General features: G+C 48.0%; 29 protein-coding genes. 22 read left to right on the forward strand and 7 right to left on the reverse strand.

Going from position 1 to position 23,782, the window contains the following annotated elements; genetic code table 11:
- Positions 1 to 2: 2 nt before the first annotated feature.
- From QQL66_RS09580 to QQL66_RS09685, 22 genes are all read left to right on the forward strand, one after another.
- Entirely contained in the window at positions 3 to 545 is a 543-nt protein-coding gene (locus QQL66_RS09580; RefSeq protein WP_268905210.1) for a transglycosylase SLT domain-containing protein, read from the forward strand.
- Entirely contained in the window at positions 530 to 1,102 is a 573-nt protein-coding gene (locus QQL66_RS09585; RefSeq protein ID WP_284381024.1) for an integrating conjugative element protein, read from the forward strand. Before QQL66_RS09580 ends, QQL66_RS09585 begins: the two co-directional genes overlap by 16 nt.
- Positions 1,102 to 3,150, forward strand: a complete 2,049-nt coding sequence (traD, locus tag QQL66_RS09590) for a type IV conjugative transfer system coupling protein TraD (protein ID WP_284381026.1) — start codon at positions 1,102 to 1,104, stop codon at positions 3,148 to 3,150. The genes QQL66_RS09585 and traD overlap by 1 nt, the downstream gene beginning before the upstream one ends.
- 3 nt (positions 3,151 to 3,153) lie before the next feature.
- On the forward strand, positions 3,154 to 3,897 hold the full coding sequence (locus QQL66_RS09595; protein WP_004748806.1) for a TIGR03747 family integrating conjugative element membrane protein: 744 nt from the start codon (positions 3,154 to 3,156) through the stop codon (positions 3,895 to 3,897).
- A 200-nt stretch (positions 3,898 to 4,097) separates the two neighbouring features.
- Positions 4,098 to 4,373 carry an integrative conjugative element protein, RAQPRD family gene (locus tag QQL66_RS09600; RefSeq protein ID WP_284381029.1) on the forward strand — a complete coding sequence of 92 codons (276 nt, stop codon included), beginning with the start codon at positions 4,098 to 4,100 and terminating at the stop codon, positions 4,371 to 4,373.
- The gene (locus QQL66_RS09605; protein ID WP_268905204.1) at positions 4,370 to 4,609 is read left to right on the forward strand and encodes a DUF3262 family protein; all 240 of its coding nucleotides are present in this window, start codon (positions 4,370 to 4,372) and stop codon (positions 4,607 to 4,609) included. The genes QQL66_RS09600 and QQL66_RS09605 overlap by 4 nt, the downstream gene beginning before the upstream one ends.
- 32 nt (positions 4,610 to 4,641) lie before the next feature.
- A complete protein-coding gene (locus QQL66_RS09610; protein WP_268905203.1) occupies positions 4,642 to 5,013 on the forward strand; it encodes a TIGR03745 family integrating conjugative element membrane protein in 372 nt (123 codons plus the stop codon).
- Positions 5,013 to 5,420, forward strand: a complete 408-nt coding sequence (locus QQL66_RS09615) for a TIGR03750 family conjugal transfer protein (RefSeq protein WP_284381031.1) — start codon at positions 5,013 to 5,015, stop codon at positions 5,418 to 5,420. The genes QQL66_RS09610 and QQL66_RS09615 overlap by 1 nt, the downstream gene beginning before the upstream one ends.
- Positions 5,421 to 5,425: 5 nt before the next feature.
- Positions 5,426 to 6,094, forward strand: a complete 669-nt coding sequence (locus tag QQL66_RS09620; protein WP_268905201.1) for a PFL_4703 family integrating conjugative element protein — start codon at positions 5,426 to 5,428, stop codon at positions 6,092 to 6,094.
- 2 nt (positions 6,095 to 6,096) lie between these two features.
- Positions 6,097 to 7,005 carry a TIGR03749 family integrating conjugative element protein gene (locus QQL66_RS09625; RefSeq protein WP_284381033.1) on the forward strand — a complete coding sequence of 303 codons (909 nt, stop codon included), beginning with the start codon at positions 6,097 to 6,099 and terminating at the stop codon, positions 7,003 to 7,005.
- A gap of 11 nt (positions 7,006 to 7,016) precedes the next feature.
- Complete coding sequence (locus QQL66_RS09630) at positions 7,017 to 8,507, forward strand: TIGR03752 family integrating conjugative element protein (RefSeq protein ID WP_284381035.1); 1,491 nt, start codon at positions 7,017 to 7,019, stop codon at positions 8,505 to 8,507.
- Entirely contained in the window at positions 8,467 to 8,880 is a 414-nt protein-coding gene (locus QQL66_RS09635; RefSeq protein WP_138922217.1) for a TIGR03751 family conjugal transfer lipoprotein, read from the forward strand. Before QQL66_RS09630 ends, QQL66_RS09635 begins: the two co-directional genes overlap by 41 nt.
- 2 nt (positions 8,881 to 8,882) lie before the next feature.
- On the forward strand, positions 8,883 to 12,035 hold the full coding sequence (locus QQL66_RS09640) for a conjugative transfer ATPase (RefSeq protein WP_284381039.1): 3,153 nt from the start codon (positions 8,883 to 8,885) through the stop codon (positions 12,033 to 12,035).
- A complete protein-coding gene (locus QQL66_RS09645; RefSeq protein WP_284381040.1) occupies positions 12,032 to 12,493 on the forward strand; it encodes a DUF1525 domain-containing protein in 462 nt (153 codons plus the stop codon). The genes QQL66_RS09640 and QQL66_RS09645 overlap by 4 nt, the downstream gene beginning before the upstream one ends.
- Positions 12,490 to 13,650: a TIGR03756 family integrating conjugative element protein gene (locus QQL66_RS09650; RefSeq protein ID WP_284381041.1), complete on the forward strand. Its 1,161-nt coding sequence runs from the start codon at positions 12,490 to 12,492 to the stop codon at positions 13,648 to 13,650. The genes QQL66_RS09645 and QQL66_RS09650 overlap by 4 nt, the downstream gene beginning before the upstream one ends.
- Before the next feature lie 18 nt (positions 13,651 to 13,668).
- Positions 13,669 to 15,030 carry an integrating conjugative element protein gene (locus QQL66_RS09655; RefSeq protein WP_268905195.1) on the forward strand — a complete coding sequence of 454 codons (1,362 nt, stop codon included), beginning with the start codon at positions 13,669 to 13,671 and terminating at the stop codon, positions 15,028 to 15,030.
- Positions 15,030 to 15,392, forward strand: coding sequence for a hypothetical protein (locus tag QQL66_RS09660; protein ID WP_284381042.1), 363 nt, complete (start codon positions 15,030 to 15,032; stop codon positions 15,390 to 15,392). Before QQL66_RS09655 ends, QQL66_RS09660 begins: the two co-directional genes overlap by 1 nt.
- Before the next feature lie 5 nt (positions 15,393 to 15,397).
- On the forward strand, positions 15,398 to 16,996 hold the full coding sequence (locus tag QQL66_RS09665) for a conjugal transfer protein TraG N-terminal domain-containing protein (protein ID WP_284381043.1): 1,599 nt from the start codon (positions 15,398 to 15,400) through the stop codon (positions 16,994 to 16,996).
- Between the two features lie 68 nt (positions 16,997 to 17,064).
- A complete protein-coding gene (locus tag QQL66_RS09670) occupies positions 17,065 to 17,877 on the forward strand; it encodes a hypothetical protein (protein ID WP_284381045.1) in 813 nt (270 codons plus the stop codon).
- Positions 17,878 to 17,900: 23 nt separating this feature from the next.
- Positions 17,901 to 18,629: a competence protein CoiA family protein gene (locus QQL66_RS09675; RefSeq protein ID WP_284381046.1), complete on the forward strand. Its 729-nt coding sequence runs from the start codon at positions 17,901 to 17,903 to the stop codon at positions 18,627 to 18,629.
- Positions 18,626 to 19,588 carry a hypothetical protein gene (locus tag QQL66_RS09680; RefSeq protein ID WP_284381047.1) on the forward strand — a complete coding sequence of 321 codons (963 nt, stop codon included), beginning with the start codon at positions 18,626 to 18,628 and terminating at the stop codon, positions 19,586 to 19,588. Before QQL66_RS09675 ends, QQL66_RS09680 begins: the two co-directional genes overlap by 4 nt.
- Before the next feature lie 32 nt (positions 19,589 to 19,620).
- Positions 19,621 to 20,313 carry an NYN domain-containing protein gene (locus tag QQL66_RS09685; RefSeq protein WP_268905189.1) on the forward strand — a complete coding sequence of 231 codons (693 nt, stop codon included), beginning with the start codon at positions 19,621 to 19,623 and terminating at the stop codon, positions 20,311 to 20,313.
- A gap of 20 nt (positions 20,314 to 20,333) precedes the next feature.
- Here QQL66_RS09685 and QQL66_RS09690 read toward each other — a convergent pair whose 3' ends face one another.
- From QQL66_RS09690 to QQL66_RS09720, 7 genes are all read right to left on the reverse strand, one after another.
- Complete coding sequence (locus tag QQL66_RS09690) at positions 20,334 to 20,759, reverse strand: hypothetical protein (RefSeq protein ID WP_284381049.1); 426 nt, start codon at positions 20,757 to 20,759, stop codon at positions 20,334 to 20,336.
- A gap of 21 nt (positions 20,760 to 20,780) precedes the next feature.
- Complete coding sequence (locus QQL66_RS09695; RefSeq protein ID WP_284381050.1) at positions 20,781 to 21,260, reverse strand: hypothetical protein; 480 nt, start codon at positions 21,258 to 21,260, stop codon at positions 20,781 to 20,783.
- A gap of 94 nt (positions 21,261 to 21,354) precedes the next feature.
- Positions 21,355 to 21,786 (reverse strand): hypothetical protein, encoded by a 432-nt coding sequence (locus tag QQL66_RS09700; RefSeq protein ID WP_284381051.1) that lies wholly within the window; start codon positions 21,784 to 21,786, stop codon positions 21,355 to 21,357.
- A gap of 17 nt (positions 21,787 to 21,803) precedes the next feature.
- Positions 21,804 to 22,352, reverse strand: coding sequence for a hypothetical protein (locus tag QQL66_RS09705; protein ID WP_268905185.1), 549 nt, complete (start codon positions 22,350 to 22,352; stop codon positions 21,804 to 21,806).
- On the reverse strand, positions 22,349 to 22,735 hold the full coding sequence (locus tag QQL66_RS09710) for a hypothetical protein (protein WP_284381052.1): 387 nt from the start codon (positions 22,733 to 22,735) through the stop codon (positions 22,349 to 22,351). The genes QQL66_RS09705 and QQL66_RS09710 overlap by 4 nt, the downstream gene beginning before the upstream one ends.
- A gap of 80 nt (positions 22,736 to 22,815) precedes the next feature.
- On the reverse strand, positions 22,816 to 23,274 hold the full coding sequence (locus QQL66_RS09715; RefSeq protein WP_284381053.1) for a zinc-finger-containing protein: 459 nt from the start codon (positions 23,272 to 23,274) through the stop codon (positions 22,816 to 22,818).
- 8 nt (positions 23,275 to 23,282) lie between these two features.
- Entirely contained in the window at positions 23,283 to 23,780 is a 498-nt protein-coding gene (locus tag QQL66_RS09720; protein ID WP_284381054.1) for a hypothetical protein, read from the reverse strand.
- Between the last annotated feature and the right edge of the window lie 2 nt (positions 23,781 to 23,782).

Here is a 23,782-nt window from a genome sequence, read left to right on the forward strand (position 1 = left end):
CTATGAGAATACTTCTGATTGTCTTACTTGGACTTGTATCGGTCTCTGCAATTGCCAACCAAAGCAACGTTCCAGATATGTATCGCCTGGTAGCTGAAGAAAATCGGGTACCGGCGAAACTCTTTTACGCTCTCATTCTGAATGAATCCAGATCACTGACTTCATCAGGGGAGAGATCAAAAGTTCTGCCTTGGCCTTGGACAATCAACCATCGAGGACAGCCTCACTTCTTTCCCAGTAGAGAGAAAGCGTACTTGTTCGCGAAGTCTTTGTTAGATCGAGGGGATAAACAATTCGATGTCGGGCTTGGACAGTTGAATTGGCGATGGCAAGAGCAGCGATTTAAAGGTCTATGGGAGGCCTTCGACCCCTACACCAATCTCAATGCAGCCGCGCAACACCTACGAGAACAATACGACAGGCCAGAGTGCAATAGCTGGGAGTTGGCCGTTGGATGTTATCACCGCCCTGGTCAGCGAATACAGGACAAAGAGAGAGCAAGAAACTATACACAAAGGGTCATTTCATTATGGGCAAAAATTTAAAAGACGTTCCAACTATAGTCGTCCTGATTGGGGCGGTTTTGGCTTTCAGCCAGGCTTTCGCGGAAGAGCAGAAATCATCCCCGCATATGCCTTGGTTTGAGACCGAGGTTATCGAAGATCGAGGAGGTCAACCTATTGACCCTTATCTGCCCAAAAACAATAACACACTGGAGCACATGAAAAAGCTCTACGACGAGCGACGTTCAAAGAAGCTGGTTCACTCTCACTTTCCAGTGGTAACCGCCTCAATGTCTGTTGGTCGGGTGACGGAGGGTGAGGCCAGAGATGTGAAATACCAGATGGCAACGAGACCCATGTTCATCATCGGATACGATCCCGTTTCGATTAAATGGCTGTCTTCAAATAGAGAATTGTTGAAGGAGAAGAAAGCTATTGGACTTGTAGTGAATATCCAGACGAAAGAACAGATGGAAGAGCTTCAATCAATCGTCGGAGACGGCGTATTGATGCAACCAACTCCAGGCGATCGTTTAGCTGAACATTTAAAAATCAGACATTACCCATTCTACATGGATAATCAGGGAGTGATGCGTTAATGGCCGATCATCCATTAGAGGTTTTATTAAGGCCGCCAGTAGAGTTGTGGTCAGGAATTGTCGCCCTTTCAGCAGGCATTATTTGTGGCACCGCGCCCTCAACACTCATGATGACCCCAAGTGTGGGATATACCTCTGCTGCTATCCTTGCTGGACTTGGTTTGTATCGGCTGAATCAGGGCTCTCAAATACTCAGGTATCAGCGTAATCTCAAACGGCTCCCGCGATTTGCAATGTCATCTTCACAGATACCCTGTTACCGAAATCACCTCTATCTCGGGCAGGGATTCAAGTGGGGACAGAAACATACTCAGCGCCTTAAAGATACGTTGTCACCTGCGGCCAAGCGATACCTGGAGCCATCCAAGATCTACTCAGCAGTCAGGAAGTTCGAGAGAGACGTTGAAAATACTGGTTTACAAGCTCTGGGTCGGCTAACCAGTAAAGATCATGTGTTGAATCCCTTCAGACCGCTACCACCAATTGGAGGTAATCCTGCCATTCATGCTGTCGAGCTAAACGAAGAAGAAGTCCTTTTACCAATGAGTGAAAGGGTAGGGCATACCTTGGTTCTTGGAACGACCCGAGTGGGTAAGACACGTCTAGCAGAGATTCTGATAGAGCAGGATATTCGACGCGGCGATGGTCCGGTCATTGTATTTGATCCTAAATCTGATGCCGGGTTATTAACACGGATGTATATGGCCGCGAAACGTATGGGCAGGGAAGACGACTTTTACGTTTTTCATTTGGGGTTTCCTGATATATCCGCCCGTTACAACGCGGTAGGCAACTTTGCTCGAATTACAGAAGTAGCCAGTCGTATCTCTGGTCAGCTCTCATCCGAAGGCAACAGTGCAGCATTTAAAGAATTCGCTTGGCGGTTCATCAATATCGTTGCTCGTGCCCTTGTGTCCCTTGGCCAACGTCCGGATTACAACAATATTCTTCGGTACGTTACGGACATCGAACCTCTGTTTTGCGAATACCTGGAATGGTGGCTTCCGCGCAATGCAGAGCAGGGTTGGGTAGAAGACATCAATGACATGACTCATGATGCCGAGAAGCAATACAAGTCAAATCCCAGGTTGGCAAAACATGCAAACGCCCGAACTGAAGCATTGCGGAAATACGTTGAACAGATGGGAGTGAGTGATCCCATCGTACTTGGCTTACTCTCTGCACTGCGTTATGACCGCACCTACTTCGACAAGCTGGTAGCGTCTCTACTGCCACTTCTTGAAAAGCTCACAACCGGAAAGATTGGCAAACTCATCGCACCGGACTATTTCGATGTGAATGATGACCGTCCTATCTTTGACTGGACACAGATCATCCGGAAGCGTGGCATTGTCTATGTTGGGCTCGATGCCATGACAGACACAGAGGTTGCAAGTGCCGTAGGCAATTCCATGTTCTCTGACTTGGTATCGACCTCGGGCATGATCTACAAGCACGGGTTCCAGCACGGCATGTTAGATGGAAAAGCCAACGCAATGCCCAAGATCTGCCTTCATGCAGATGAATTCAATGAATTGATGGGTGATGAGTTCCTGCCGATGGTCAACAAATCGGGTGGCTCTGGTATGCAGATCACTGCCTACACCCAGTCCAGGGGAGACATTGAAGCTCGACTCGGCAATGCAGCCAAGGCACGCCAGGTAGAGGGCAACTTCAACAACCTGATTATGCTCCGTGTGAAAGAAAAGGACACGGCTGAGTTGCTTACCAATCAGCTACCTGAAGTGGAAATATCACAGAAGATGACCGTATCAGGTGCTTCGGATTCTTCTGATACAGAGAACAACATCGACTTTACCTCCAGTACTCAGGACCGTATCTCAATGCTTCGCGTGCCCATGCTGGAACCAAGTCATGTGACCGCGTTGCCAAAAGGACAGGCGTTTTGTCTTCTGGATGGAGGTCATCTTTGGAAAGTACGGTTTCCGCTTCCCGTTGAGGACGATGAAGAGATGCCTGAGAACTTACAGGCGCTGACCAAGGAAATGGAAAAGAACTATCACACGGCAGAAGCATGGTGGGTATAGCAGATGGCGGAATCTAGCGTAGCCAGGGCAGAGCACCCTGTTGCCAAGAAAGGTTTTATCGGGAAGACCTTGGACCTCATATTCAAGGTCATTGGGTTGCTTCTCTTTTCGGCATTAATGTCCATCATCATTGAATGGATCGGTATGGTTTTCTTCTATCCAGAGCAGGGATACACCGGGTATGAACATGCCGAAGAAATGATGCGGAAGGAAATCAGTTACCTGGGGAGCTCTCTCGATGGTGACTCACTCAATGGTGAGGCTGTCCAGGCCGCGAGTGGGAAAGTTACCGATGTAGTGAACTTCCTTTTTATTGATTCCGGGATAGTAGACATGCTGACTTCCGCAAAAACTCCGGACGCAAACGATGGTAAGTTCGTTCGGTTAGTCAAAGGGCTGATTGCAGAGTATTACAACTACTTTATGGCAGCCATTTACATTCTGATCATGTTCTTAATACGACTGTCCATCCTGGTCTTGTCTATTCCGGCGTTTCTCCTCTTTGGATTAGTTGGTGTCTCGGATGGACTTATGCAAAGGGATTTACGGCGTTGGTGCGGTGGCAATGAATCAGGGTACATTTATCACTGGGCCAAACGCTTTGCTATGCCGGTTCTGATTATGGCGTGGGTAATCTATCTGGCGATCCCCAATAGCATACACCCTAACTTCATTATCACACCTTTTGCAGTCTTGTTCGGACTTGTTTTGATGGTCATGACCAGCAAGTTTAAGAAGTACCTATAAGCGCAAAGACTTAATTTCACCTCCTCCAATGGCCGCGACTCAGCGGCCATTTTCTTATCAAAAAAGGGTCATCGAGTAATGACCCAATAAACCAGATTTCCTGCCTTTTCGTTTGTTCTAATTCCTACCATCGCAATTCCACCTGAAATTCAAGTGACTCGATGATGAACAAATTGATAACCCTTCTCTTGGTGAGCTTCATGAGCCTTCCGCAGGTGTCTATGGCGGATGTATGGGCTGAGCGTGAAGCTCTGGCAAAAATTAAAAATGAATTGGCTGCGCTGGAAGCCTTGGTGATGACCGCCAAGATGCGCAGCAACTCGAACGATCGGACGACGTTCGATTACCAGGTTCTGTTAGATGACCTGAGAAAGATCCAAGCCGGAATTTCTCATCATCTGACGGTGCCGATGGAACCAGTGGTTCCATCGTCCATCGATGCTCTCAGTAGTGACTATACGGAGCATCAAAAATGAACGCTGCTCAATCTGCTGCATTTGAAGAAGGCACGGGAGATTTTTTTACCGCTGCTGAACTTCTCTGGACTATCCAGGCAATCGGCACAACGGCAGTGTTTCTTTATGTCGCTTGGCTGTGCTACCGCGCATACGACGACTATGGGTCGGAGGTCATTACTGCAAAAGACATGGTAATCGTTTGGTTCCGTGGTGTCTTTGTGATGATGGTGCTCCTTTACCTACTTGTTAACTAACCAACCTTCAAAGTACTAAAGGAGTTAATCCTATGAAAAACCTGATCGTAACTTGCAAAGACAAACTGGCCGCAGTGAAAACTGCACTGGCCACTATGTTGTTCTTCGCCTTCTCCAGTGCTCACGCTGCCCTGCCTGATACTGCTGATCCAACCAACGCGGCTGCTGATGGTGACTACATCGGTCTGATCAAAGGTTATGCCTTTGACATTGCGATTGTACTGGGTCTTGTACTGGGTACCGTCGCATTCCTGGCTGTCGCCAAGAACATGGTCGCTGTCTACAACGACATTGGCGCTGGCAAGAAGACTTGGGGTGACATGGGTATGCACGGCGGCATGGGCGTACTGCTGCTGGTATTCGTAGTGTACCTGCTGACTGAGGCAGCCGGGATCATCTTCTAATGAAAGAACCTGGAATGAACGGACGAGAAATCGAGTTCATCCCCGACCGGCTCATCGAAGAGCCGGTCGTCTTTCGGGGACTGACCGATACCGAGGTCGTGATGATTATCGTGGCCGCAATCATTTTCTGGATTCCCGTCTGCGTACTCTTGCTCATTCCATTTGGTTGGGCGTTGTTCGGAGTGGGTATTGGCTTCGGCATGGCCATTGGCACTTTGCTGGTCGTTGGCAAATACCTGCAAGGTCTCAAGCGACGAATGCCTGACGGCTTGCATGTGGTGTACCTCAAAAAGCAAGCGCAGAAAAAATACTCATTTTTCAACTTCGGATACATCGAGGCATCACAGAGTTGGGACATCCGACGAGATCAACCCGTTAAAAAAATCAACATGGAGCCCGAGGAGTAGGCTAGATGGCAAGATTAAAGAAAGCGTTAGATGGTCGGGACTCTCACATTCTGACTCTGCGAATCCTTATCGGTATATTGGCAATTGCCTTGTTTTACTCAATTGCTGGATGGAAGGCCGCACCTGAACACATCAAGATTGATATTCCTCCCGATCTTCGTTCTGGGTCAACACGCGGTATCCAGGAACGTCACCCTTTTAACGTCTACGCCTTTGGCTATTACATCTTTCAGCAAATGAACAACTGGCCGGTTGAAGGTATTGAAGATTATAAGAAGCAAATCAATCGCCTTAGCTGTTACATCACACCACGCTTTAAAGGTGAGCTTGAGCGTGACTATGAACAACGTTTGAAACGACATGAGCTAAACCGCACTCGTGCTCTTCAGGAAATGCCTGAGCGTCCGTATACCGACAAACGTGTTTACGTTGAGTCCGGTGATTCATGGGTTGCCTTTTACGACGTGAATATCAAAGAGACGTTCCGATCAGAAATCGTGAAAGACATCTTTGTGCGTTACCCCGTTCGCATCGTTCGTTGGGATGTTGATCCTGAGTGCAACCTCTGGGGCTTAGCTTTGGATGGCTTCTATAAAAATCCGAAACGTCTTGAAGGTAACCAGCAGGAAAATGAAAACGTTCAGGACACGAGCGGCGAAGTGGCAGGAAGATAACGATGAAAAAACTACTTAATAAAGCAGCATTGATTATCGCCGCAGTTGGGTTTTATAGCAGCTCGGCTTTAGCGACAGAAATCATTCACTACACCAATCTGCCAGTGACAATCGAACTGAGAAAGGGTGAAGAGCGCAGTATTCAGTTTGGCGATCACGTTCAGGTAGGTATTACCAAAGGACAGCAGATGAAAAAGCTGTTCCGGGTACAGTCTGCTCAGGGAGCGGTGCACTTTCTTCCCTACGAGGAGTTTGATAAGCAGCGTGTCCAAATCAAGCGCCTGACAGATGGCCAAGTAATCCTTCTCGACTTGATTGCCGGGAAGGAAGATCCAAATGCGAAACCTCTGGAAGATATTCGGATACTTCTGGAATCAGAAAACATTATTCCTGAAGATGAACGTCAGGTGTCAGATTCTCCGATGGAACTTCCGACCATTACGCCAGTTGACCTGACTCGGTTTGCATCACAGCGACTGTATGGGCCGACGAGATTACATCGTGATCGCCCAGGCATTACTGAGACAACTCTGGGAGTACAGGGAGCTGTTCGCGTATTTAAGGGCGAGAACAAATACAAGACCTACTCCAAACCGATATTGGCTTACCAGGGTGGTGGTTATTACTTGGCGGCTATTCACATCAAGAACACTTCTGAAAATGAAGTGAATCTGAGCTACCTCGATCTCAATCTGCCGTTCTCTCACGCTACCTTTCAGCATCACATGTTGTATCCAAACGGTACGCCAGGCGACAGCACAGTGTTGTACCTGATTTCAGAAAAGCCATTGAAAGAGACTCTCTATCCTTGGACCTACTATCAGGACCTCAAAGCTGAGGCTGAAGAAATGGCACGACTCGAAGAAAAAGCGGAGGCGGAGAAAAAGCGCAACCGCCACAAACATAAGTAAGGGGCTTCGGTATGAAATCAAATATTGTTATCAAAGCCTTGGCGGTCGTAATCGTAGTCATCCTTTTGGTTGTTGTGATGAAGGGCCGCAAGGAAAAACAAGTTACCGCACAAGCACCTGGTCAGACGGCTGAGTTGGCCGGGTTATCTGCTATTGAAAGTGGTCCAGCACAACCGGACAACGGTCTTGCAATTGACCCACTTGAAGAAGGCTTTCTGGAAGAAGAGTACGGTGTGGACGTTGATAGTCCAGTAGAGACTATGAGAACGCTTACCAACGAAACTCGTGCTGTTCGCGAAGATTCGGTGAAGCTTCAGGAAGAGAACAAGCGTCTGAAGCAAGAAATCGACAAGCTCCTGAAGATGGAAGAAAGCCTTAACAAGCGTGTTAATAGCCGTTTCTCAAATGCTGAAAAGCAGGCTGAACAGAAACAAAGGGAGCTAGAGCATACCCAAGATCTCACTCGTGGCTTGATTGCAAAGCTAGAGAATCGGTTAGAAGAGTTACAGCAAGGCGGAAAGGAGAAGGGTGGCAGTAAGTCCGCAAACGGATATGACATTGGCAATGCCGGAATTCCCAGTGGTTTGGGATATGACGAAAACGGTATGCAGGTTGATTTTGATCAGGTTGTTTGGACGAATCCGATTGATGCCAATGTGGACCCACGCGATCCGACAAAGATAAGCCTTCCTGACTTCAGTGCAGCAGCGGAAGAAAATCTTCCTGCTTTAGCGAAAGGGCCAACCAAGTCCAAGAAGCAAACCAAAGAAGAGCGGTCTGTTAAAGCCTACACCATTCCAATCAACGGTACCTTGATTGGCTCTGTTTCCATGACGGCCATGCTTGGACGTATTCCAATCAATGGTCAGGTCATCGACCCATATCCATTTAAGGTGATGGTAGGTGAAGAAAATCTGTCTTCCAACGGTATCCATATACCAGGCGTTACCGGCATCAAAATGTCGGGTATTGCCAAGGGGGACTGGACCCTTTCTTGTGTGAGCGGGGAGATTACTTCCATGACGTTCACATTCCAGGATGGAACGATTGTGACCTTCCCGGAACCCGGCACGAAAACAACCGATCCGATCGCATGGTTCTCAGATAAGAATGGCATCCCATGCATTACTGGTCAGCGCATTACAAACGCGGCGTCTTACCTGACATCTCGGGTAGGGCTTACCGCAGCCGCTTCATATGCAAATGCCGAAGCCGCAAGCCAGTTCACTACACAATCCAATAACAATGGCGGGTTGACCAGTGGGTTGACCGGCGATCCGAAGATTGTTGCCAAAAATACAGCTATTTCAGAAGGCCTTAACGAGGTGACTGATTGGCTGGATGCACGCCAAGAAAATTCCTTTGACGCGATCTATGTGCCACCTGGTACCGAGCTCGCCATTCACATTTCAGAGGAATTAAAAATTGACTATGACCCAGAAGGTAGAAAGGTAAATCACTATGCGAATATTAACCGTCGTTCTGACCGTCACCTTGATTAGTATGTTGAGCGCCTGTGCTACCAAGGATTCCATTATCCCGGTACCAGAGCACGACATGAAGGAAGTCTACAACAGACACATGCAGGGCATTGGAGATGGTGAACTGTATGACAAGCGTTCGCTGATTCGTCGCCCAATGGTTGAGGGGGATGTGGTCTTGAGCGATTACGTTCGCACTGAGAAGACTCAGCTTGAAGCTCGATTCAAGACGCTTCCCAATCCAACCATGTACATGTTTGTTGCACCACACCTGGCTGCTGATACGCAAGTGCCTATTCCGGGCTATCTCACCGAATTCAAAATGTGGGAGCGGGAGCACTATGCGTTGCCAGGTGAGATCAGCGATATGAAATCCAGCTTTGAGGGAGAGTGAGCATGAGTTTTGCGCAAAAGCTGAAGGAAGTATTTATTCCGCCAAAAGATGATCAGGAGCCTGTTGCAAATCAACCTCAGCCAGAAGCCGAGGCTGAGGAACAGGTAGAAGGGAAGAAGAAACCTCTGACCTCGATGGACGCTGCTCGCATCTATGGCAGACCTTCATCGTTTGTGCAGAAACTTCCCTGGTACGAGTTCCAATCTGAATCTCAGACCATCCTTCTCGATGACGGCAAATCCGTAGGAGCTGTTTTTGACATTGTTCCGATTGCTACTGAAGGCCGTTCTTACAACTGGCTTCAGGATCGTCGAGACATGATTCAGGATGCTCTTCAAGACTGTTTCGAGGAGCTTCCAACTGGGCCGTGGATCATTCAGCAATACACCTATGACGACGACAACATGGAGGAGTACATCGACAAACTCCGTGCTTATCCGAAGGCTTATTGCAAGGATACCAAGTACACCAAAGAGTGGTTGGACATCATGGAGGCGCATTTACGGGGCATCTGTAAAGAGGGCGGTCTTTTTGAGGATAAAGAAGTCCTTGATGCTCCTTGGGGCGGTAAGATCCGCCGTATCAAAATGGTGGTCTATCGCAGACTTCCGCCAAAGTGGAAATCTTATGCGGGCATGACGCCGGAAGAAGAGCTGAATGATGTAATCCAGAAACTGGAGACCGCGTTCAGGGATGCTGGTATTTCGCTGATCCGGAATAACGGGAAAATGTTCTACGAGTGGATGTTGGGTTGGTTCAATCCTCGTCCACTTCTGACAAATGGCGATAAGCGCAAATTCCGTGAGTTAGCCAGCTACGTTGATGAGGATGATCTTCCCTACGGCGATGACCTGGCAGAAAGTCTGTTTTTCAATTTGCCGAAGTCAGACGCTGAAAATCAGACATGGACCTTTGATGAGCTACCTCATCGCTGCATCCGCGTACACAAACTCCGTCGCACTCCAAAGATTGGTCAGATCTCAGGTGAAGTTGGATCTGTGACTCCTGATGGGGCGTCAACCGGCAAAGCCAGTTGTATGATGGACAAAATGCCGCCCGGTACCATTATGGCTACCACGATCATCATTACTCCCCAGGATGAAGTTCAGAACCACATTAATCGTATTCAGGATAAGTCAAAGGGCGAATCTGTAGATGCGACGATGGCACGCAAGGACTGCGATACCGCCAAGAACCTGATGGGCAATAAACACAAGCTGTACCGTGCCATGATGTGCGTGTATATCCGGGGCGAAAACCTGAAGGATCTGCGTAAGAAGTCAAACCAGGTCAGTACGATGTTGCTGACCAACCAGTTAGCGCCTGTGCGCGAAGAAGATGAATCTCTGGGTCTGGACGCCTACATCTACAATCTGCCAATGGTTTACGAGCCAAAGATGGATCGTAATTACAAAGCCACTCGTCCGGTCTGGTCTCAGCATCTGGCAAACCTTTCGTCTGTCTTTGGCCGACATCGCGGTACCGGCAATCCGGGTCAGACCATGTATAACCGTGGCGGTGAGCCGATCTCATTTGATCCCTTTCATGGACAAGACCGGAAGAAAAACGCGCATGGGTTAATCCTGGGTCCTACGGGTGCCGGTAAGTCTGCATCTATTACCAATATGGCCTCTCAGATTATGGCTTTATTGCGGCCACGTTTGTACATCATCGAGGCCGGAAATTCCTTTGGTCTTCTGGCGGACTACTTCGCTGACAAGGACATGACCGTTAATAAGGTGCAGTTAAAGCCAGGTGCTGGTGTAACGCTGCCGCCATTCGTTGATGCAGAAAAGTTGCTTGACGGTGACGAAGAGGAGCTTCTTGGCTCTCGAATCGTCAGTGATGCCTCCATGATCACTGAAGATGACCTCAGAGCTCATATCCCTGAGAAAATCAAAATCGACGATACCTACAAAACCTATAACGAACTGACTGAGCTGGAGCGAAAGCACGTTCGAGATAAGGCCGCTATGGATGTCATCGCCGAGATGATGATGGCTGAAGACAGCGACGGTGACGATGAGGGAGATGAACAGCGCGACATTATGGGTGAGATGGAAATCATTGCCACACTCATGATCACCGGTGGTGAAGAAGAAGAGGCTAAAAAGCTCACCCGTGCTGACCGTCGAATGATCCGGGATGCCATTCTCAATGGTGCCAGAAAAGCGCGTTCTGAAGGTCGCCGCACCATGACTTTGGATGTCGCTGACGGCTTCAGCATGATCAACAAGAATGACAACTACCCAGAGCACAGAAGAATGCGTGCTTTCGAGATGGGTGAGTCTCTGCGGATGTTTTGTGATGGCTTTGAAGGCGAGGTCTTTAACACCGATGGTGAAGCCTGGCCTGATACCGATGTGACCATCGTGGATCTGGCTACCTTTGCCCGTGAAGGTTACAACGCCCAGCTTGCTATCGCCTACACCTCCATCATGATGCGCATTAACAACCTTGCGGAGAAGCATCAACACGATGAGCGTCCTATCGTCATGTTGACGGACGAGGGCCACATCATCACAACGAACCCGCTGTTGGCACCGTTTGTTGTGAAGGTTGTAAAAATGTGGCGTAAGTTGGGTGCCTGGTGGTGGGTAGCCACGCAGAACATGGCGGACTTCCCGAATGCCGCGAAGAAGATGCTCAACATGATTGAGTGGTGGATCTGTCTGGTAATGCCTCAAGACGAGATCGAAGACATCGCCCGATTCAAGAGCCTCAACGAAGAGCAGAAGCAACTCATGCTCTCTGCGAAGAAGGAGCCCAAAAAATACACCGAGGGGGTGGTTCTTTCGGAAAACATGGAAGCCCTATTCCGAAATGTACCGCCTTCACTTTTCCTCAGCCTTGCGGGAACTGAGAAAGACGAAAAAACAGAACGCGCCAAGTACATGAGGCAGTTTGGTATCACGGAAGTTGAAGCGGCTGAATATGTCGGTCGCATGATTGATTACTACCGTGGTATCGCTGAAAAGCCGGAAGACCCCAAGCCACGCAAAGCGATGAGCAAGGAGAAAGCGTTAGCCAGAGAAACGCTCGCTCGTCTTGAGCGTGAGAGTGCCGCACTGTCAGAAGAACAAGCAAATTCTGAAGTGTTGAAGGTATTGCAGGAAGATATTGAGGCTGACCAGGAAGAAGGAGTTTCTGTATGACGCCCATAAGACTTCTTTGCGTACTCATGGTGCTTGGCTGCCAGTCGGCATTAGCCAATCAAATCAGCAATATCCGTGTATTTCACACGGATGCTGTTCCGGTTCGAGAAGACCTCAAACTGCCGCCCAGCATGGTGGTTCATGTGTACAACATGGACACCAAAAACAATGCCACGGCCAAGCTCAACGAGATGGTGAAAGCCAAGCTTGGCTCGAACGTTGGACCTTCCAATTATCGGGATGCCAATCAGCAAGCGTTCAGTGAGGTACTTAATGGACCTCACTGGCGCTCGCTTTATAACGAAATGGAAGCTGGTGGCGAGGCCATCGAGTACGCCATTCGATTCAGAATCAAAAAGCTGCCAGCCATTGTGTTTAACGATAAGTCAGTGGTCTACGGCGTTACCTCTTTACAAGAGGCGATCAGAATCTTCAACAACAAAGGGGGTGATAGATGAAGAAACTACTGTTTGTCGTCATCGCGCTCTGTTTATCCGGCATAGCAGGTCAAGCATTCGCGTATCCGGATACATGGACGCAGTTTGACCCGAATGACCTTGATGCTGCTCGTGACGAGACTATGGGGAATACCCAGCAAATGCTGGAGGAGCGGGGGAGTGTTGAGTGTATCGCATGTCATGGTGAGACGAACGATCAATACGATGGGGTAATGAACACCCTTGAGATCAGTGAGGCTACCATGTCGGCGGCATTGTCCTGCATGAATTGGGAGCTTCGCGGAATATGCGTTTGGATGACCTGTTTGGTTCCACCGGTCTGTTCATTCAGTACGTCATTAAAGGTGAAGAACCATGTCCCTGATCTTGTTATTCAGTCCTATGATCGGGCCAATGGCGAACCTTGGACGGAATCACAGGATATTAACCAGGTCTCTCAGGGTGATGCCGATTCCTCTTGGGTAACAACCATCATCTCCTGGATTGAGGATTATAACGTTGATGATGTCGGTATCCGTGGTGGGGTGAGTACGGAAGCGAAGAAAGATCAGCACGCCAACCTCTACTTCAAGCTGGTGGATGCCTACGGCAACCCGTCGCTGATCGCGTATAACGCTTTGGCTCAAACGACGTTCGGCCTAGTCTGTGCCGGACAGACGTTTCCGTTTTTCCCGTATTTCATATCCAACCTGGACTCTATTGCCTGGCGTTGGGACGTGCCGGAGATGTTCTATCCGCAGTCATGGTTACCGCTGGTCAACACCTGGGATCTTGGTTCAGTGACCAACAATTACGGTGCAATTTACCCGCGTCACGGGTTTATGACGGCTCAAGACCCCTTGAAGGCAGGGGTGCTGTCCGCGTTCCGTGCCGCACATTTCATCACTCGCTCTGGTGAGCCACATCTGTATTACACCATTGATAAGGCCGACCAGGATGGATACTGGCCATCTGACCCACTGGATCAGGACAGAGAAGACACGGGTATTTGGCAGATGCTTTACCCTCGTACCGACAGCTCCTGCCAGCGTTTCCCGTATGGCGGAAATCCTTCGAGTAACCGGCGTTCTACAGACGGCAGTTATATCTGGAATTTCTGGAAATCTTACAAGTGCTGCACGCGGCAAGGCCAGCAATTGATTTTTCATACGGGTTAATCAAGGGGAACAACGACAATGCTAATCAGATTACATAAAAGTCTGGCTGTCATGCTGTGTGCTGCACTTTCAGGTGTAGCAACCGCAGACAGTCTCGAACACTCGCCACGTCTGAAGGGGGCCATCGATTACGAAATTGGTGGCGGTTACATTTCAGATGCACCTACGCGAATCCATACCGTGCCCATTCTGGAGTTAGGGATTGGCTGGGACCTGAATATGGAGTGTGGTGAATTCGATCCGCGTATTTCGGTGAGCAACCAGCTCAATGGTATTACTGATGGTTTCAGGAACATGATGGATAACATCATTCAGTCTGCAACCGGTGCGGTAGCGAGTTTGCCTGCTCTGGCAATTCAACGAGCCAATCCTGGTCTGTATGACATGCTTCAACAGGGCATTTTGCAGGGCAAGATGGATTTTGAGTGGGCTGAAACCTCCTGTGAGGAGATGTCTCGGGTATTGATGGGAGAGCAGTCCTTCCCGTTTGAGAAGTACAAGCTTTCCATCAAAACCAATAACTGGGCCGAAGAAATCAATTCTTCAGGCGGAGACGCCATTCGTGCGAAAGAAGCGCTTGATGATACCAACCACGGTAATGCCGGTGCAGAGTGGGCTTGCGGTACTAATAAAGGGGGAACCGGACAGCAACCTATTCGTGCTCTGACTGATGTGGTTCAGGTCGGCTATAACATCATGTTCGATAGGGCAAACAGTTGTGCCACTTCGACCGTAGGACCCGCTGACGGTCAGGGTACTCCCCTCTGGGAATACTGGAACGGGCCGGTCGCTGCCTCGAACTGGTCAACACGAGTTCTTGGTGACATTGAGATGCGAACCTGTGATGGCTGCAAGAAGATGCGAGGCACGCCGGGCAAAGGTTTGACTTACATGCACAGGGATATGACTGATGACCTAATTGAGGATCTGGAAGATCTGGTTACTGGTGCAACTCAGTTAACCTGGCAGAACCTTAACCGCGTTTCAGCTCCTCCTGGGGTAATTGTTAATGACGCCATCATCATGGCCGTTCGCAAGCGTGATGCTCAAGGGCAGGGTGAAATGATCCGCAAGCTTGCGGGTGAGATTGCCTACGCTCGATTGGTCGAGCAAGGACGCTTGTTAACTCAATTGCTTAGAACTGGCGTCAAGGAGCCAAATGTTGCGGCGTTCGAACCGGCCAAGATTGTCGTGAACGATGCGATTGATCAGTTGCAGGTTGAACTGGACCAACTTGATCTTGAAATCAAAACCCGACAAGCCATTGCTCAGAACACAATTCTCAGAATCCTGGGACAGGAAGAGAAGAGCGTTCAGAACACTCGCAAAGTTGATCGTGGTAAGGCGTCAGGGACCAACCAACTGGGACAGCCGAACTGATGAAAAACATAGGCAAATTCTTTGTCATCAGCGTTGGGGGCCTTCTGGCCCTCATGGTGCTGGGCATGATTTTCAGCGCCATCTTTGATGTCAAACCTGACGAAATTAAGGGTGTAGACCTGATTGGTGGGTGGATGTGGTATCGCATCGGCTTTTACGTGGCTGTAATGGCAGCGTGGACACCAATTTGCCGGTTTATGACGAGGCCTCGGTTTAATCCAGGCGAACTATCCGATGAAGACCAAGCACGATATGCAGAAAAGCGAGAGCGAGATGTTCAGTATTTGAAGTCACAGTGGTGGAAAGTCGTGCTCATGCTGGCGTTCTTTGAAGTGGTCATCATCCAGCAATTTGGGCTCTGAAAAGAATGGTAGCGAATAATCTTCTCGAAATTTACACCCTGTTATTTGGGTGGAACATGTATGAAGCCATTTGGGATGTCCTTGTGGGATCTGGTTTGGCTTTGATTCCGTTTATCGCGGCGGTTATCACAAACTTCCGAGACAACTATGAAGACAGCGATGCCGAATCGACCATTAAAGGACTAGAGATCAAGGTCGTAAGCATGATTCTGGTGTTGATGCTCTGCGTGATTCCTTATAAAGGTTGGGAAATCGACTTGGCCACGGTCAAATATGACCTGGAGATCCCCGACTGCAATCCTCCGGCGAATACGGAAGGGCAGGGGGATAATACGGCCACCGCTTATGATGACAGCTTTGCTGATATGGGCGGAATCGGCGTGTATAAGCCAGTAGCCTGGTCGTTCGTGGAATTCCTGTCCAGCGCAGTCACCCATACAACAATCAAGTCCATGTCCTGCGTGAACAACTATGAGTTCATGCTCATGCGTATCAGCCAGATCACCATTCAAGATCCAGAACTGAGACAGCGTGTTCGTGACTTCCATGAAGTTTGCTACAAAAAGGCACTGGAGCGTTTCGAGCTGAATCCTATCGCTTTACCGGCAAATATCTCAGCGGTTCAGGATGTAGACTGGATCGGCTCTCGAACCTTGCTGAATGCGGTGGATGAATACTACCAACATCCAGAGGCCTACATGAGGAATATGGATAGGTTTGGATTCAATCGGCAAGCGGCAATCAGGGATTCTGACGCTGCGCATGAAACTGGCGCTCATCCGTACTGCCGGGAAGTCTGGCTTGGTGAAGAAGGTCCTGGTGTCGTGAACGAAGCCCTCGGCTTGAGACAGCTTATCCTCGATGACATCCCAGCCGATGAAGCCGGTGATATTCTTGATGATTGGATGGATTGGGGATCTCAGGTGGTTACTGTGGGTGTTGCAGATGACAACACCAAAGAAGACCTCATCATCAAGATGATCATCCAGGCGGATGCTGCGAACCTCAGTTCTCAGACCGATGTGGACCTGAGCAATAATTTTGACACTGACAAGTCATGGTACAAGGAGGCCGCGGATGTGGTGTTCGCTGGAGCAGGCCTGTTTACCAGTATTGATGAGTTCTTGCAGACCCATACAATGAGGCAAATGGTTAAAGTGGCTGGTCCGATGATTCTGGCTTTGATCCAGATGGTCGTCATTATGGCTGCACCGTTTGTGTTGCTGTTCGGCCAGTACCGGCTGAGCGCCTTTGTATCTATCGCCTTGGTCTACTTCAGCTTTGAGTTTATCAATGCAATCTGGGCTGCTGCATTCTGGTTTGATAACCGGGTATTGGACATTTACATGTCCCAAGCGGGTTGGTTTGATATAGCTACCAACAGCTTCTTGGTCTCTGCCGTCAGTGCTGGTTCCATTATCCTTCTACCTGGTATTTGGCTGTCCATTATGGCCTATGCAGGTGCGGGGATGGTTCGCGGAATGGGCATGGGTGGTGTAGGCGGCGGTTCCGCCTCCGGATCGGGTTCTTTCCGAGGGGCTTCTGGTCGAGCTGGAGGTGCTGCTTATCGGGCCTACCGTGGTAGAAGCGGCGGAAAGAAATAGCAATCGGAGCTCGTTAGTCGAATGGCCCCTTGTGGGCCATTCTTCTTCATAGACAGAGGAAACTGGTAATGACAGACCTTGAGCTGCTAATAGAGGTAGGGCGAAATTGCGTAGATATGCAGCTTTGCCGAGTTCTCGACGACTATCAGGGGGAGCGACTCGCTTTGGATAAGACGAATTCACTGGTGTTTGGAGAGGGGCTATCCCGAAGTATGCGTGGAAGCTATGTGGTGCCAGGCTTCCTTCACTCATCCGGATTATACCCAGAATACTACAGCATTTATCTAAGGGCGTTGTCTGCGCCGGACTGGGTAAGAGAAGAGTTTGCCATCTGGTTGGAGGCACGCAATGCGCTTCCTTACTTGAAAAGCCCTATGCCATACGAAGAATTGTTTCGGCTCGATCCCGATATTAAGGCAGCGCTTCTTGTGCATGAGAGTAGAAGAGTGGATTCCTTGGAAGATGCGAGTGAATACATAGATGGATTCACAAGTGGGCATCACCGGGATGTCGTGGATCTCCTGAGCAATGCCGTCAACAATGTGCCTCCTGGGGAATTGAGAGGCTGTTGGGTCTATATGGATGAGAATTATCTCATCCAGTTTGATCATGTACTGGATAGCTTGCAGTGTTTTCGATGCGACTACATTGTCAACGGTTCTGACTACAAGGGAGCCCATGAAATAGACGATGATTTAACTCAGTCCTTGGATAGAATATGTGCGGCCACCTCGGAAAATATAGATGACCAGGTTAACCGAGAAATCATCCGTTACTGGAATGATCGAGTGAAGAAACTAGCTGGCGATCCTGTTTCAAAGAGACTTAGAGCGAGATCAATGAAAGATATTGTTCAGGTTAAATGTAGTCATGGAAGTTAACAAAGATTTTCAAGGAGTGAAGAGTGAAAGAACTAAAAATACCATTTGCAAGACTAGATGACGGTGGTCTGGTTGGCGTTAAAGATGTGCAAAAAGAATCATGTAACTACTTTTGTCCAGACTGTGGTAGTGAGCTAGTACTAAGAAAAGGTGATATTCGACAGAAGCATTTTTCTCATAAGAGCAAAGCGCATTGTGCGGCCAGCTATGAAACAGAAATTCATCGCGCTGCCAAAGAAGTCATAAAAAATAGCTCCATGTTGTTGATTAATCGAAGAACTAAAATTGGTGAATTATCCAGAGCCTTGATGGATAAGAGTGGGGCTGAATATTGTGATAAAACAAAAAAATACCTTATTCGATACGACAAATGTAAGGTAGAACCAACAATTCGAGCATTAGGAATAGATATTAGGCCAGATGCACTTGTTTTTGTAAAAGCTCAACCGATAGCTATTGAAATCAGAGTGACCCACGGTGTTGAAGACAATAAAATAGAGTTTTATGAGCAGATAGGAATAGATTGCTTGGAGATAAATTTGGAAAGGTTGCCGGAAGCGGCGTTAGATTCAAATGCTGAATTTAATCGGTTGGTGTTGGAAAAGTCCGACAGGTTATGGATTCACAATAATCATGATCTAAGACGCCTCTTGGAATTTGAAGGAGCTTCATATGAGGCAAGCCTTCCTTTCTTAGGACAATATGAAATAAAAGATAACGCAGGGATTCACTCTGCTTCGGAACAAAGATGAAAAATACATTCAAAGCGAGTCTCGCATTCGGAATAATTTCAATATCTGCGTGTTCAACGTTTGGAAAGAAATCACCGGACCAACTGGTATTTGATGCAGGTATAAACAAAGACAACAAGGCTGTTATAGAAGCCATTCAATCTGGCGCATACGCCAAGCCTGAAATCGAAGCCATCGCTCAAAAGGCTATGGATCAGCGTCTTTGCAGTCTGGCCTATGACGTGACGAGCAATTATCAACTCGATCCAAATCTGAAAAGCAAATATCAGACGTTGTTTCAATGCTTGTTGCTTGATAAGCAGTATGATGCTGCCTTGTCGATGTTAAAGCAAGGTGCTAATCCGGAATTCATAAAGGAAGCACGATACGAGCGTAACGATGCCCTGGAGGAGGCTACTGCATGGGGAGCGATTGATGTTGTTGACGAACTCCTAAGATTGGGAATGAAGCCAACCAGTAAAGCGTTCTATCTTGGAGTCTCTGGGCACTATCATTCAAGCTATGAAACAGCAGTGAAGTTTGTTGATATGTTCAAACCATTTATGTCCAGCTTCGACCTAGATTATGTCTTCGTGAACAAGCCATTGCTCTACGAGGTAACGACAGAACGGAAGTTCAATGTCGAGCAAAGACGAAATCTCGCGAAGATGCTTCTTGATAACGGGGCAGATCCCAACAAGGGAATCAATAAAACTGAGTATGGTTCAGCGCGCAATGTTGATTACATTGAAACTCCTTATATGGCGGTTAAAGGTATTCCTGAGTTTACTTCTCTTTTTCTGGCTTATGGGGCGAATCCAGAATATGAACAAATGCGTGAGCAGGCCAAATTCTTGGCAAACCTAAAGCCAGGAGACAAAGCTCAACAGGGACTAATTATCGAGATAAAAAGCAATATGGCATTGGTGCAGGAAGAAAGCGGCCAGAGGTGGATTCAGTTGCAAGGGATTGAGCCTTAATAATGACGATAGGGAAAATGCAGGATTCATCGTTGAATAATATTGCGTTATTCATAGACGCGGACAATGCACCGGCGTCAAAAATACAGATTGTTCTGTCTGAATTGGCGACCTATGGGGTCGTAACAATAAGGAGAGCATATGGAAATTGGAAAAATCCTGCATTGAAATCTTGGGAGGAAATATTGCATGAGGCATCGATACAGCCGATTCAACAGTTCGACCTAACAAAAGGAAAAAATGCTACAGACATAGCTCTAACCATTGATGTGATGGATACAATTTACAGCAAGGATGTATCTATTTTCTGCTTTATGTCATCTGATTGTGACTTTACACCTCTTGTGACGAGAGTAATTTCCGAAGGCAAAATGGTAATAGGATTCGGTGAAAGTAAAACCCCTTCAGCGTTCGCTAATGCCTGCTCAAAGTTTCTGGATTTAAATAAAGTCGGCGACAAAAAAATCGGCTCTGATTCAGAATCTATGAAACAAGATACGAAGCTTATAAATCTTCTGAGGCAGGCGATCAATGCTTCCGAAGAGGAAGATGGTTGGGCATCTCTTGCCAGAGTAGGTTCCCACATATCAAATCATAGCTCCTTTGATCAGAGAAATTATGGCTTTAAAAAGCTTAGCGATATGTTTGGCACAATTGATTTGTTTGAGGTGAAAAAAATTTCTGGGCAACTAATGGTTAGAGATAGAAGAAGAAAATCTGTGTAGATGGCAAAACATATAACAGATCATTTGTTTTCCGTTGGTTGATAGTTTGGGGATCTTTTTCCATTCGTTACGCAAATGAAGCTGCAACTGTAGTGACCTCGGTATGGCATGGCACTCAAGGTTACAGATTCGTGGGTTGGCGTTATTTGGCAATATCCTGACTCATTACTGTTATGAGGGTTTCCAGTTTCACCGCCAATGGAACAAAACTGAAACTCTTTGTAGAAATCCGATGCGGTAAATTTCACATGGCAACCACCAGAACCAGGGTACCCCTTGAACAGGTAGTAGCTGTCTAGTTTGGCTTTCCCGTGTTCCCAAAGACTGCAATCTGTTTTGCGTCCTTGATAATCTAATTCTGTCGCTAGGTGCATGAGAATCATTTCTGCATTGGCAAGGCAGGAAATGCCAGAAAGAGTAATAACCATCATCATTTTGTGTAACATGCATATCGTCCCTTTAATAATTTATGAAAATGGCTTTGGTGGATCATTGTCATAATAGTGTTTTGGATGTCCATCCCAGATGTCATCAGCATTTCGCTCCCGTTGGTCATGCGCTTCTGGTGAGCTTGATGGCGTTTGCCTGATCCAGGCAAAGAAAATTACGGTGATGACAAACCAGATGATGCTAAACACCTTGGCTACTATCCAACGTAAAACCCGATACGGCCAAAACCGTTTTAAAGAAGAATCCATTGCGGTTCCCTCCTGTTTGATAGCACGGCCTGAACCCAGCCATACCAATAAGGCTCCAGTGATGGCGGAGATCACATGAAGCCACGGTGATACGAGCTGCCAAGGCTTACCAGAGAATAGTGGACCCAGGCCATACGCAATCAGAGCTGCAATCCCTGCCACCGCAAGAATTATCAGTCCGAGTACGTTGTAGAACCGTTCACGACGACTGAACGGATAATCAGTTAATTTGTTCTGCAATCTGATCATATTCTAACCAACTGGGTCCGGCCCAGATATATCAAGTCATGGCAGAGATTATACCAAGAGTTATCCACCAATTTCTGTGGATAATCTCCGTGTATTACGCGGCCACCTCATTCCAATCCCAAGGCGTAAAACGGGTTTCCGATGCTTCCAGCAGCTCAAGAACGGCTGTCTCCCCTTGGGCCACGGCCTGCCGTACATCTTCAATATTAACCACATCCTTCTCATAGTCCATCCAGGACAGGTGCTGATCCTCCTTGCCATTGGAGCGATAGTGGCTTTCACCGCCCTGATTGCAGTTGTGCTCCTGCCAGTAATAGCTGTATGAGATGCCTTGTTGCCGGAGATGATCGAGAATTACTTCGAGCCGAAGATCGCCACGACAGTTAATCCCGCCAATTTGGAGTTTGGTAATACTTTCGGAGTCATCCGATACCTGGTTGAGAATCTCGATGTCAGTTGAGGCGAAGAGGGCTGTGACCTTTTCGGCATGTACGGTACGGACGATCATAGATGTTTCAATTGTCATGGTAAGGTTCCTTCTGGTTAAAAAAGAGATAGTTGTGTTTCTCTAAATCCCAACTCCGAAGAGGGGAAGTTTTCTGAAAGCTTGCGTGCGAGGTCGGTCTCGTCGGCAAACCGAGTATTTGGTTGAAGTAGCGGTTCCAGCACCTCCTTTGCTTGGTATAACTCAACGTCTGAAGGGAAGACCCAATAACAGTTACTTGGGCAGCTCATGCAAACACCAAGAGAAGACAGAGCATCTTTGATTGAAGTATCTGCCCACTGAGGAAGTCGAATCTCTACATGACCGTGCATATTGACTCGGACCTTCTTCCAACCAAATTCTTTATGTTCGTCTCCGATCAGGTAGCAGAGAGGTGACTGCTCCCGGTACAGCTCCTCGGCAACATGCTGTAGACTTTCTTTGTCCAGCTCGGACCCATGCGTATGGCGATAGCCAGTATGAGAAGCCCACTTACCGTAGAAGCCCCATCCTCCGCACGATTTCTCCGCATAGCCTTCGAGGCCAGACACGATAATCGGTATTCTTTGCACGGATTCTTCTTCTGCAAAGGCACCGTTGAGGCTCATGATTGCGAAGCCTCGCTGGTGGCAATGACAGATTCATTCAATGAAACCGACTCTTCACAGTCATGGCAGTAGGATTCATCGTATGTCGCATAGAGGACGAATTCCTGAGCATTGACATCCCACGATGCGAATGCGTCCTTAACCACATTCTCACCGCCGCATTTTGAGCACGTCAGTTCGTATGCGCCGACTGGTGGCCGGTTGCGAACCGCTTCAAGTCGGTACTCCTGCTCTTTTCCAAATGCGTGACATTGGTTTTCAGCCCACTTCATCACGCCGGATGGGATATGCTTTTTCAACTCATCCATCACCCAGATCGGCATAAAGTACCCGGTACTGTTATTGGCCTCAGTAAGAGTTTTGCTCAGGGTCTCTTTGCACATGATTTTGTCCTCTGCTTCCGTAAAATCTGTTTCATAATCAGACTCTCACGAAAGTTCGAACTAGCAACTGTACTTAGGCGCTAAGAGCGGTAAATCTCGATGAATATCTCCCGTGCTGCCTGCTCTGCTTTAAGACACATTTCCACATCAAACCAGCCAAAGTGACAAGCTTCGTGCTCAATGCCGAGTTTCTCTGCTAGACGCTTATATGCATCACTTCTGGTAAGCCTGCCTGATTTGTAAAGCGCCTCGAACGGCGATTTACAGCGCTTCCTTGCTTCACGCATCTCAGTGGTTGCGAGGGTGCCAAGCGGTATGTTGGTGAATGGGTGCATACCAACATAAGAGCCACATCCTTTACAGCGATATGCCCACGGCCAGTCTCCGTAGGACCGACCATAAAGGTCATCATGATGGACAATTTCCACTGTATCGCCGCAATGCTGGCACTCCGATGGGATAGGAAGAGGATTTTTGACCCGGTTCATAGCCTTTCGACTTGGGTTCCAAGGTGTCTTCGGTAATGGGGGTGAGTGCATGGTTGGACCTATCGAAAAACAACACGTTGGGTGTGTGTCACGCATTGGTTTTGAACTCTGTGGCAGACCTCAGCAATGATGTAGCCGCTGAATGGGAGAGCGAAGATGGTATTTGAGAGATTGAACCGATTGCTCCCGCATTGGCCTGTCATGTCCGGCAGGTAATAACAACTGAGTGCGAAGTAGTCGCCGTCATAGCAGTACCGGTCGTCGTCATCGCAGTCCAGGCGATAAATGGGTGTGGCGTCCTGGGTAGACTGTTTATTTCCAAGGTAGTAGGTGAGCTTGTACCCTAGATCCGGCTTTCCAAGTCGGATGAATAGAAGAAATTCACCATCATTGAAATACGGGTCAATTTCTGGGATTTCGTCGAGCGTATTGTCATTGCTACCGATAATGTAGAAGTCTTCTATGGACAGCACGCCAGTGTCCTGGAAATCATCGGGCTTGCAGCCAGTCAATGCTGTGATGACGGCTAATAAAGAAAATATAAATAGGCATTTCATGT

The sequence above is a fragment of the Litoribrevibacter albus genome (assembly GCF_030159995.1).
Lineage (GTDB): Bacteria > Pseudomonadota > Gammaproteobacteria > Pseudomonadales > Litoribrevibacteraceae > Litoribrevibacter > Litoribrevibacter albus.

Coding starts and splice junctions, on each gene's coding strand:
- QQL66_RS09615 (WP_284381031.1), top strand. CDS start 5,013: ATGAAAGAACCTGGAATGAACGGACGAGAAATCGAGTTCATCCCCGAC.
- QQL66_RS09715 (WP_284381053.1), bottom strand. CDS start 23,274: ATGCACTCACCCCCATTACCGAAGACACCTTGGAACCCAAGTCGAAAG.
- QQL66_RS09580 (WP_268905210.1), top strand. CDS start 3: ATGAGAATACTTCTGATTGTCTTACTTGGACTTGTATCGGTCTCTGCA.
- QQL66_RS09660 (WP_284381042.1), top strand. CDS start 15,030: ATGAAAAACATAGGCAAATTCTTTGTCATCAGCGTTGGGGGCCTTCTG.
- QQL66_RS09705 (WP_268905185.1), bottom strand. CDS start 22,352: ATGAGCCTCAACGGTGCCTTTGCAGAAGAAGAATCCGTGCAAAGAATA.
- QQL66_RS09710 (WP_284381052.1), bottom strand. CDS start 22,735: ATGTGCAAAGAGACCCTGAGCAAAACTCTTACTGAGGCCAATAACAGT.
- QQL66_RS09585 (WP_284381024.1), top strand. CDS start 530: ATGGGCAAAAATTTAAAAGACGTTCCAACTATAGTCGTCCTGATTGGG.
- QQL66_RS09600 (WP_284381029.1), top strand. CDS start 4,098: ATGAGCCTTCCGCAGGTGTCTATGGCGGATGTATGGGCTGAGCGTGAA.
- traD (WP_284381026.1), top strand. CDS start 1,102: ATGGCCGATCATCCATTAGAGGTTTTATTAAGGCCGCCAGTAGAGTTG.
- QQL66_RS09645 (WP_284381040.1), top strand. CDS start 12,032: ATGACGCCCATAAGACTTCTTTGCGTACTCATGGTGCTTGGCTGCCAG.
- QQL66_RS09680 (WP_284381047.1), top strand. CDS start 18,626: ATGAAAAATACATTCAAAGCGAGTCTCGCATTCGGAATAATTTCAATA.
- QQL66_RS09695 (WP_284381050.1), bottom strand. CDS start 21,260: ATGATCAGATTGCAGAACAAATTAACTGATTATCCGTTCAGTCGTCGT.
- QQL66_RS09670 (WP_284381045.1), top strand. CDS start 17,065: ATGACAGACCTTGAGCTGCTAATAGAGGTAGGGCGAAATTGCGTAGAT.
- QQL66_RS09690 (WP_284381049.1), bottom strand. CDS start 20,759: ATGTTACACAAAATGATGATGGTTATTACTCTTTCTGGCATTTCCTGC.
- QQL66_RS09640 (WP_284381039.1), top strand. CDS start 8,883: ATGAGTTTTGCGCAAAAGCTGAAGGAAGTATTTATTCCGCCAAAAGAT.
- QQL66_RS09700 (WP_284381051.1), bottom strand. CDS start 21,786: ATGACAATTGAAACATCTATGATCGTCCGTACCGTACATGCCGAAAAG.
- QQL66_RS09595 (WP_004748806.1), top strand. CDS start 3,154: ATGGCGGAATCTAGCGTAGCCAGGGCAGAGCACCCTGTTGCCAAGAAA.
- QQL66_RS09630 (WP_284381035.1), top strand. CDS start 7,017: ATGAAATCAAATATTGTTATCAAAGCCTTGGCGGTCGTAATCGTAGTC.
- QQL66_RS09635 (WP_138922217.1), top strand. CDS start 8,467: ATGCGAATATTAACCGTCGTTCTGACCGTCACCTTGATTAGTATGTTG.
- QQL66_RS09620 (WP_268905201.1), top strand. CDS start 5,426: ATGGCAAGATTAAAGAAAGCGTTAGATGGTCGGGACTCTCACATTCTG.
- QQL66_RS09610 (WP_268905203.1), top strand. CDS start 4,642: ATGAAAAACCTGATCGTAACTTGCAAAGACAAACTGGCCGCAGTGAAA.
- QQL66_RS09625 (WP_284381033.1), top strand. CDS start 6,097: ATGAAAAAACTACTTAATAAAGCAGCATTGATTATCGCCGCAGTTGGG.
- QQL66_RS09720 (WP_284381054.1), bottom strand. CDS start 23,780: ATGAAATGCCTATTTATATTTTCTTTATTAGCCGTCATCACAGCATTG.
- QQL66_RS09605 (WP_268905204.1), top strand. CDS start 4,370: ATGAACGCTGCTCAATCTGCTGCATTTGAAGAAGGCACGGGAGATTTT.
- QQL66_RS09650 (WP_284381041.1), top strand. CDS start 12,490: ATGAAGAAACTACTGTTTGTCGTCATCGCGCTCTGTTTATCCGGCATA.
- QQL66_RS09655 (WP_268905195.1), top strand. CDS start 13,669: ATGCTAATCAGATTACATAAAAGTCTGGCTGTCATGCTGTGTGCTGCA.
- QQL66_RS09665 (WP_284381043.1), top strand. CDS start 15,398: ATGGTAGCGAATAATCTTCTCGAAATTTACACCCTGTTATTTGGGTGG.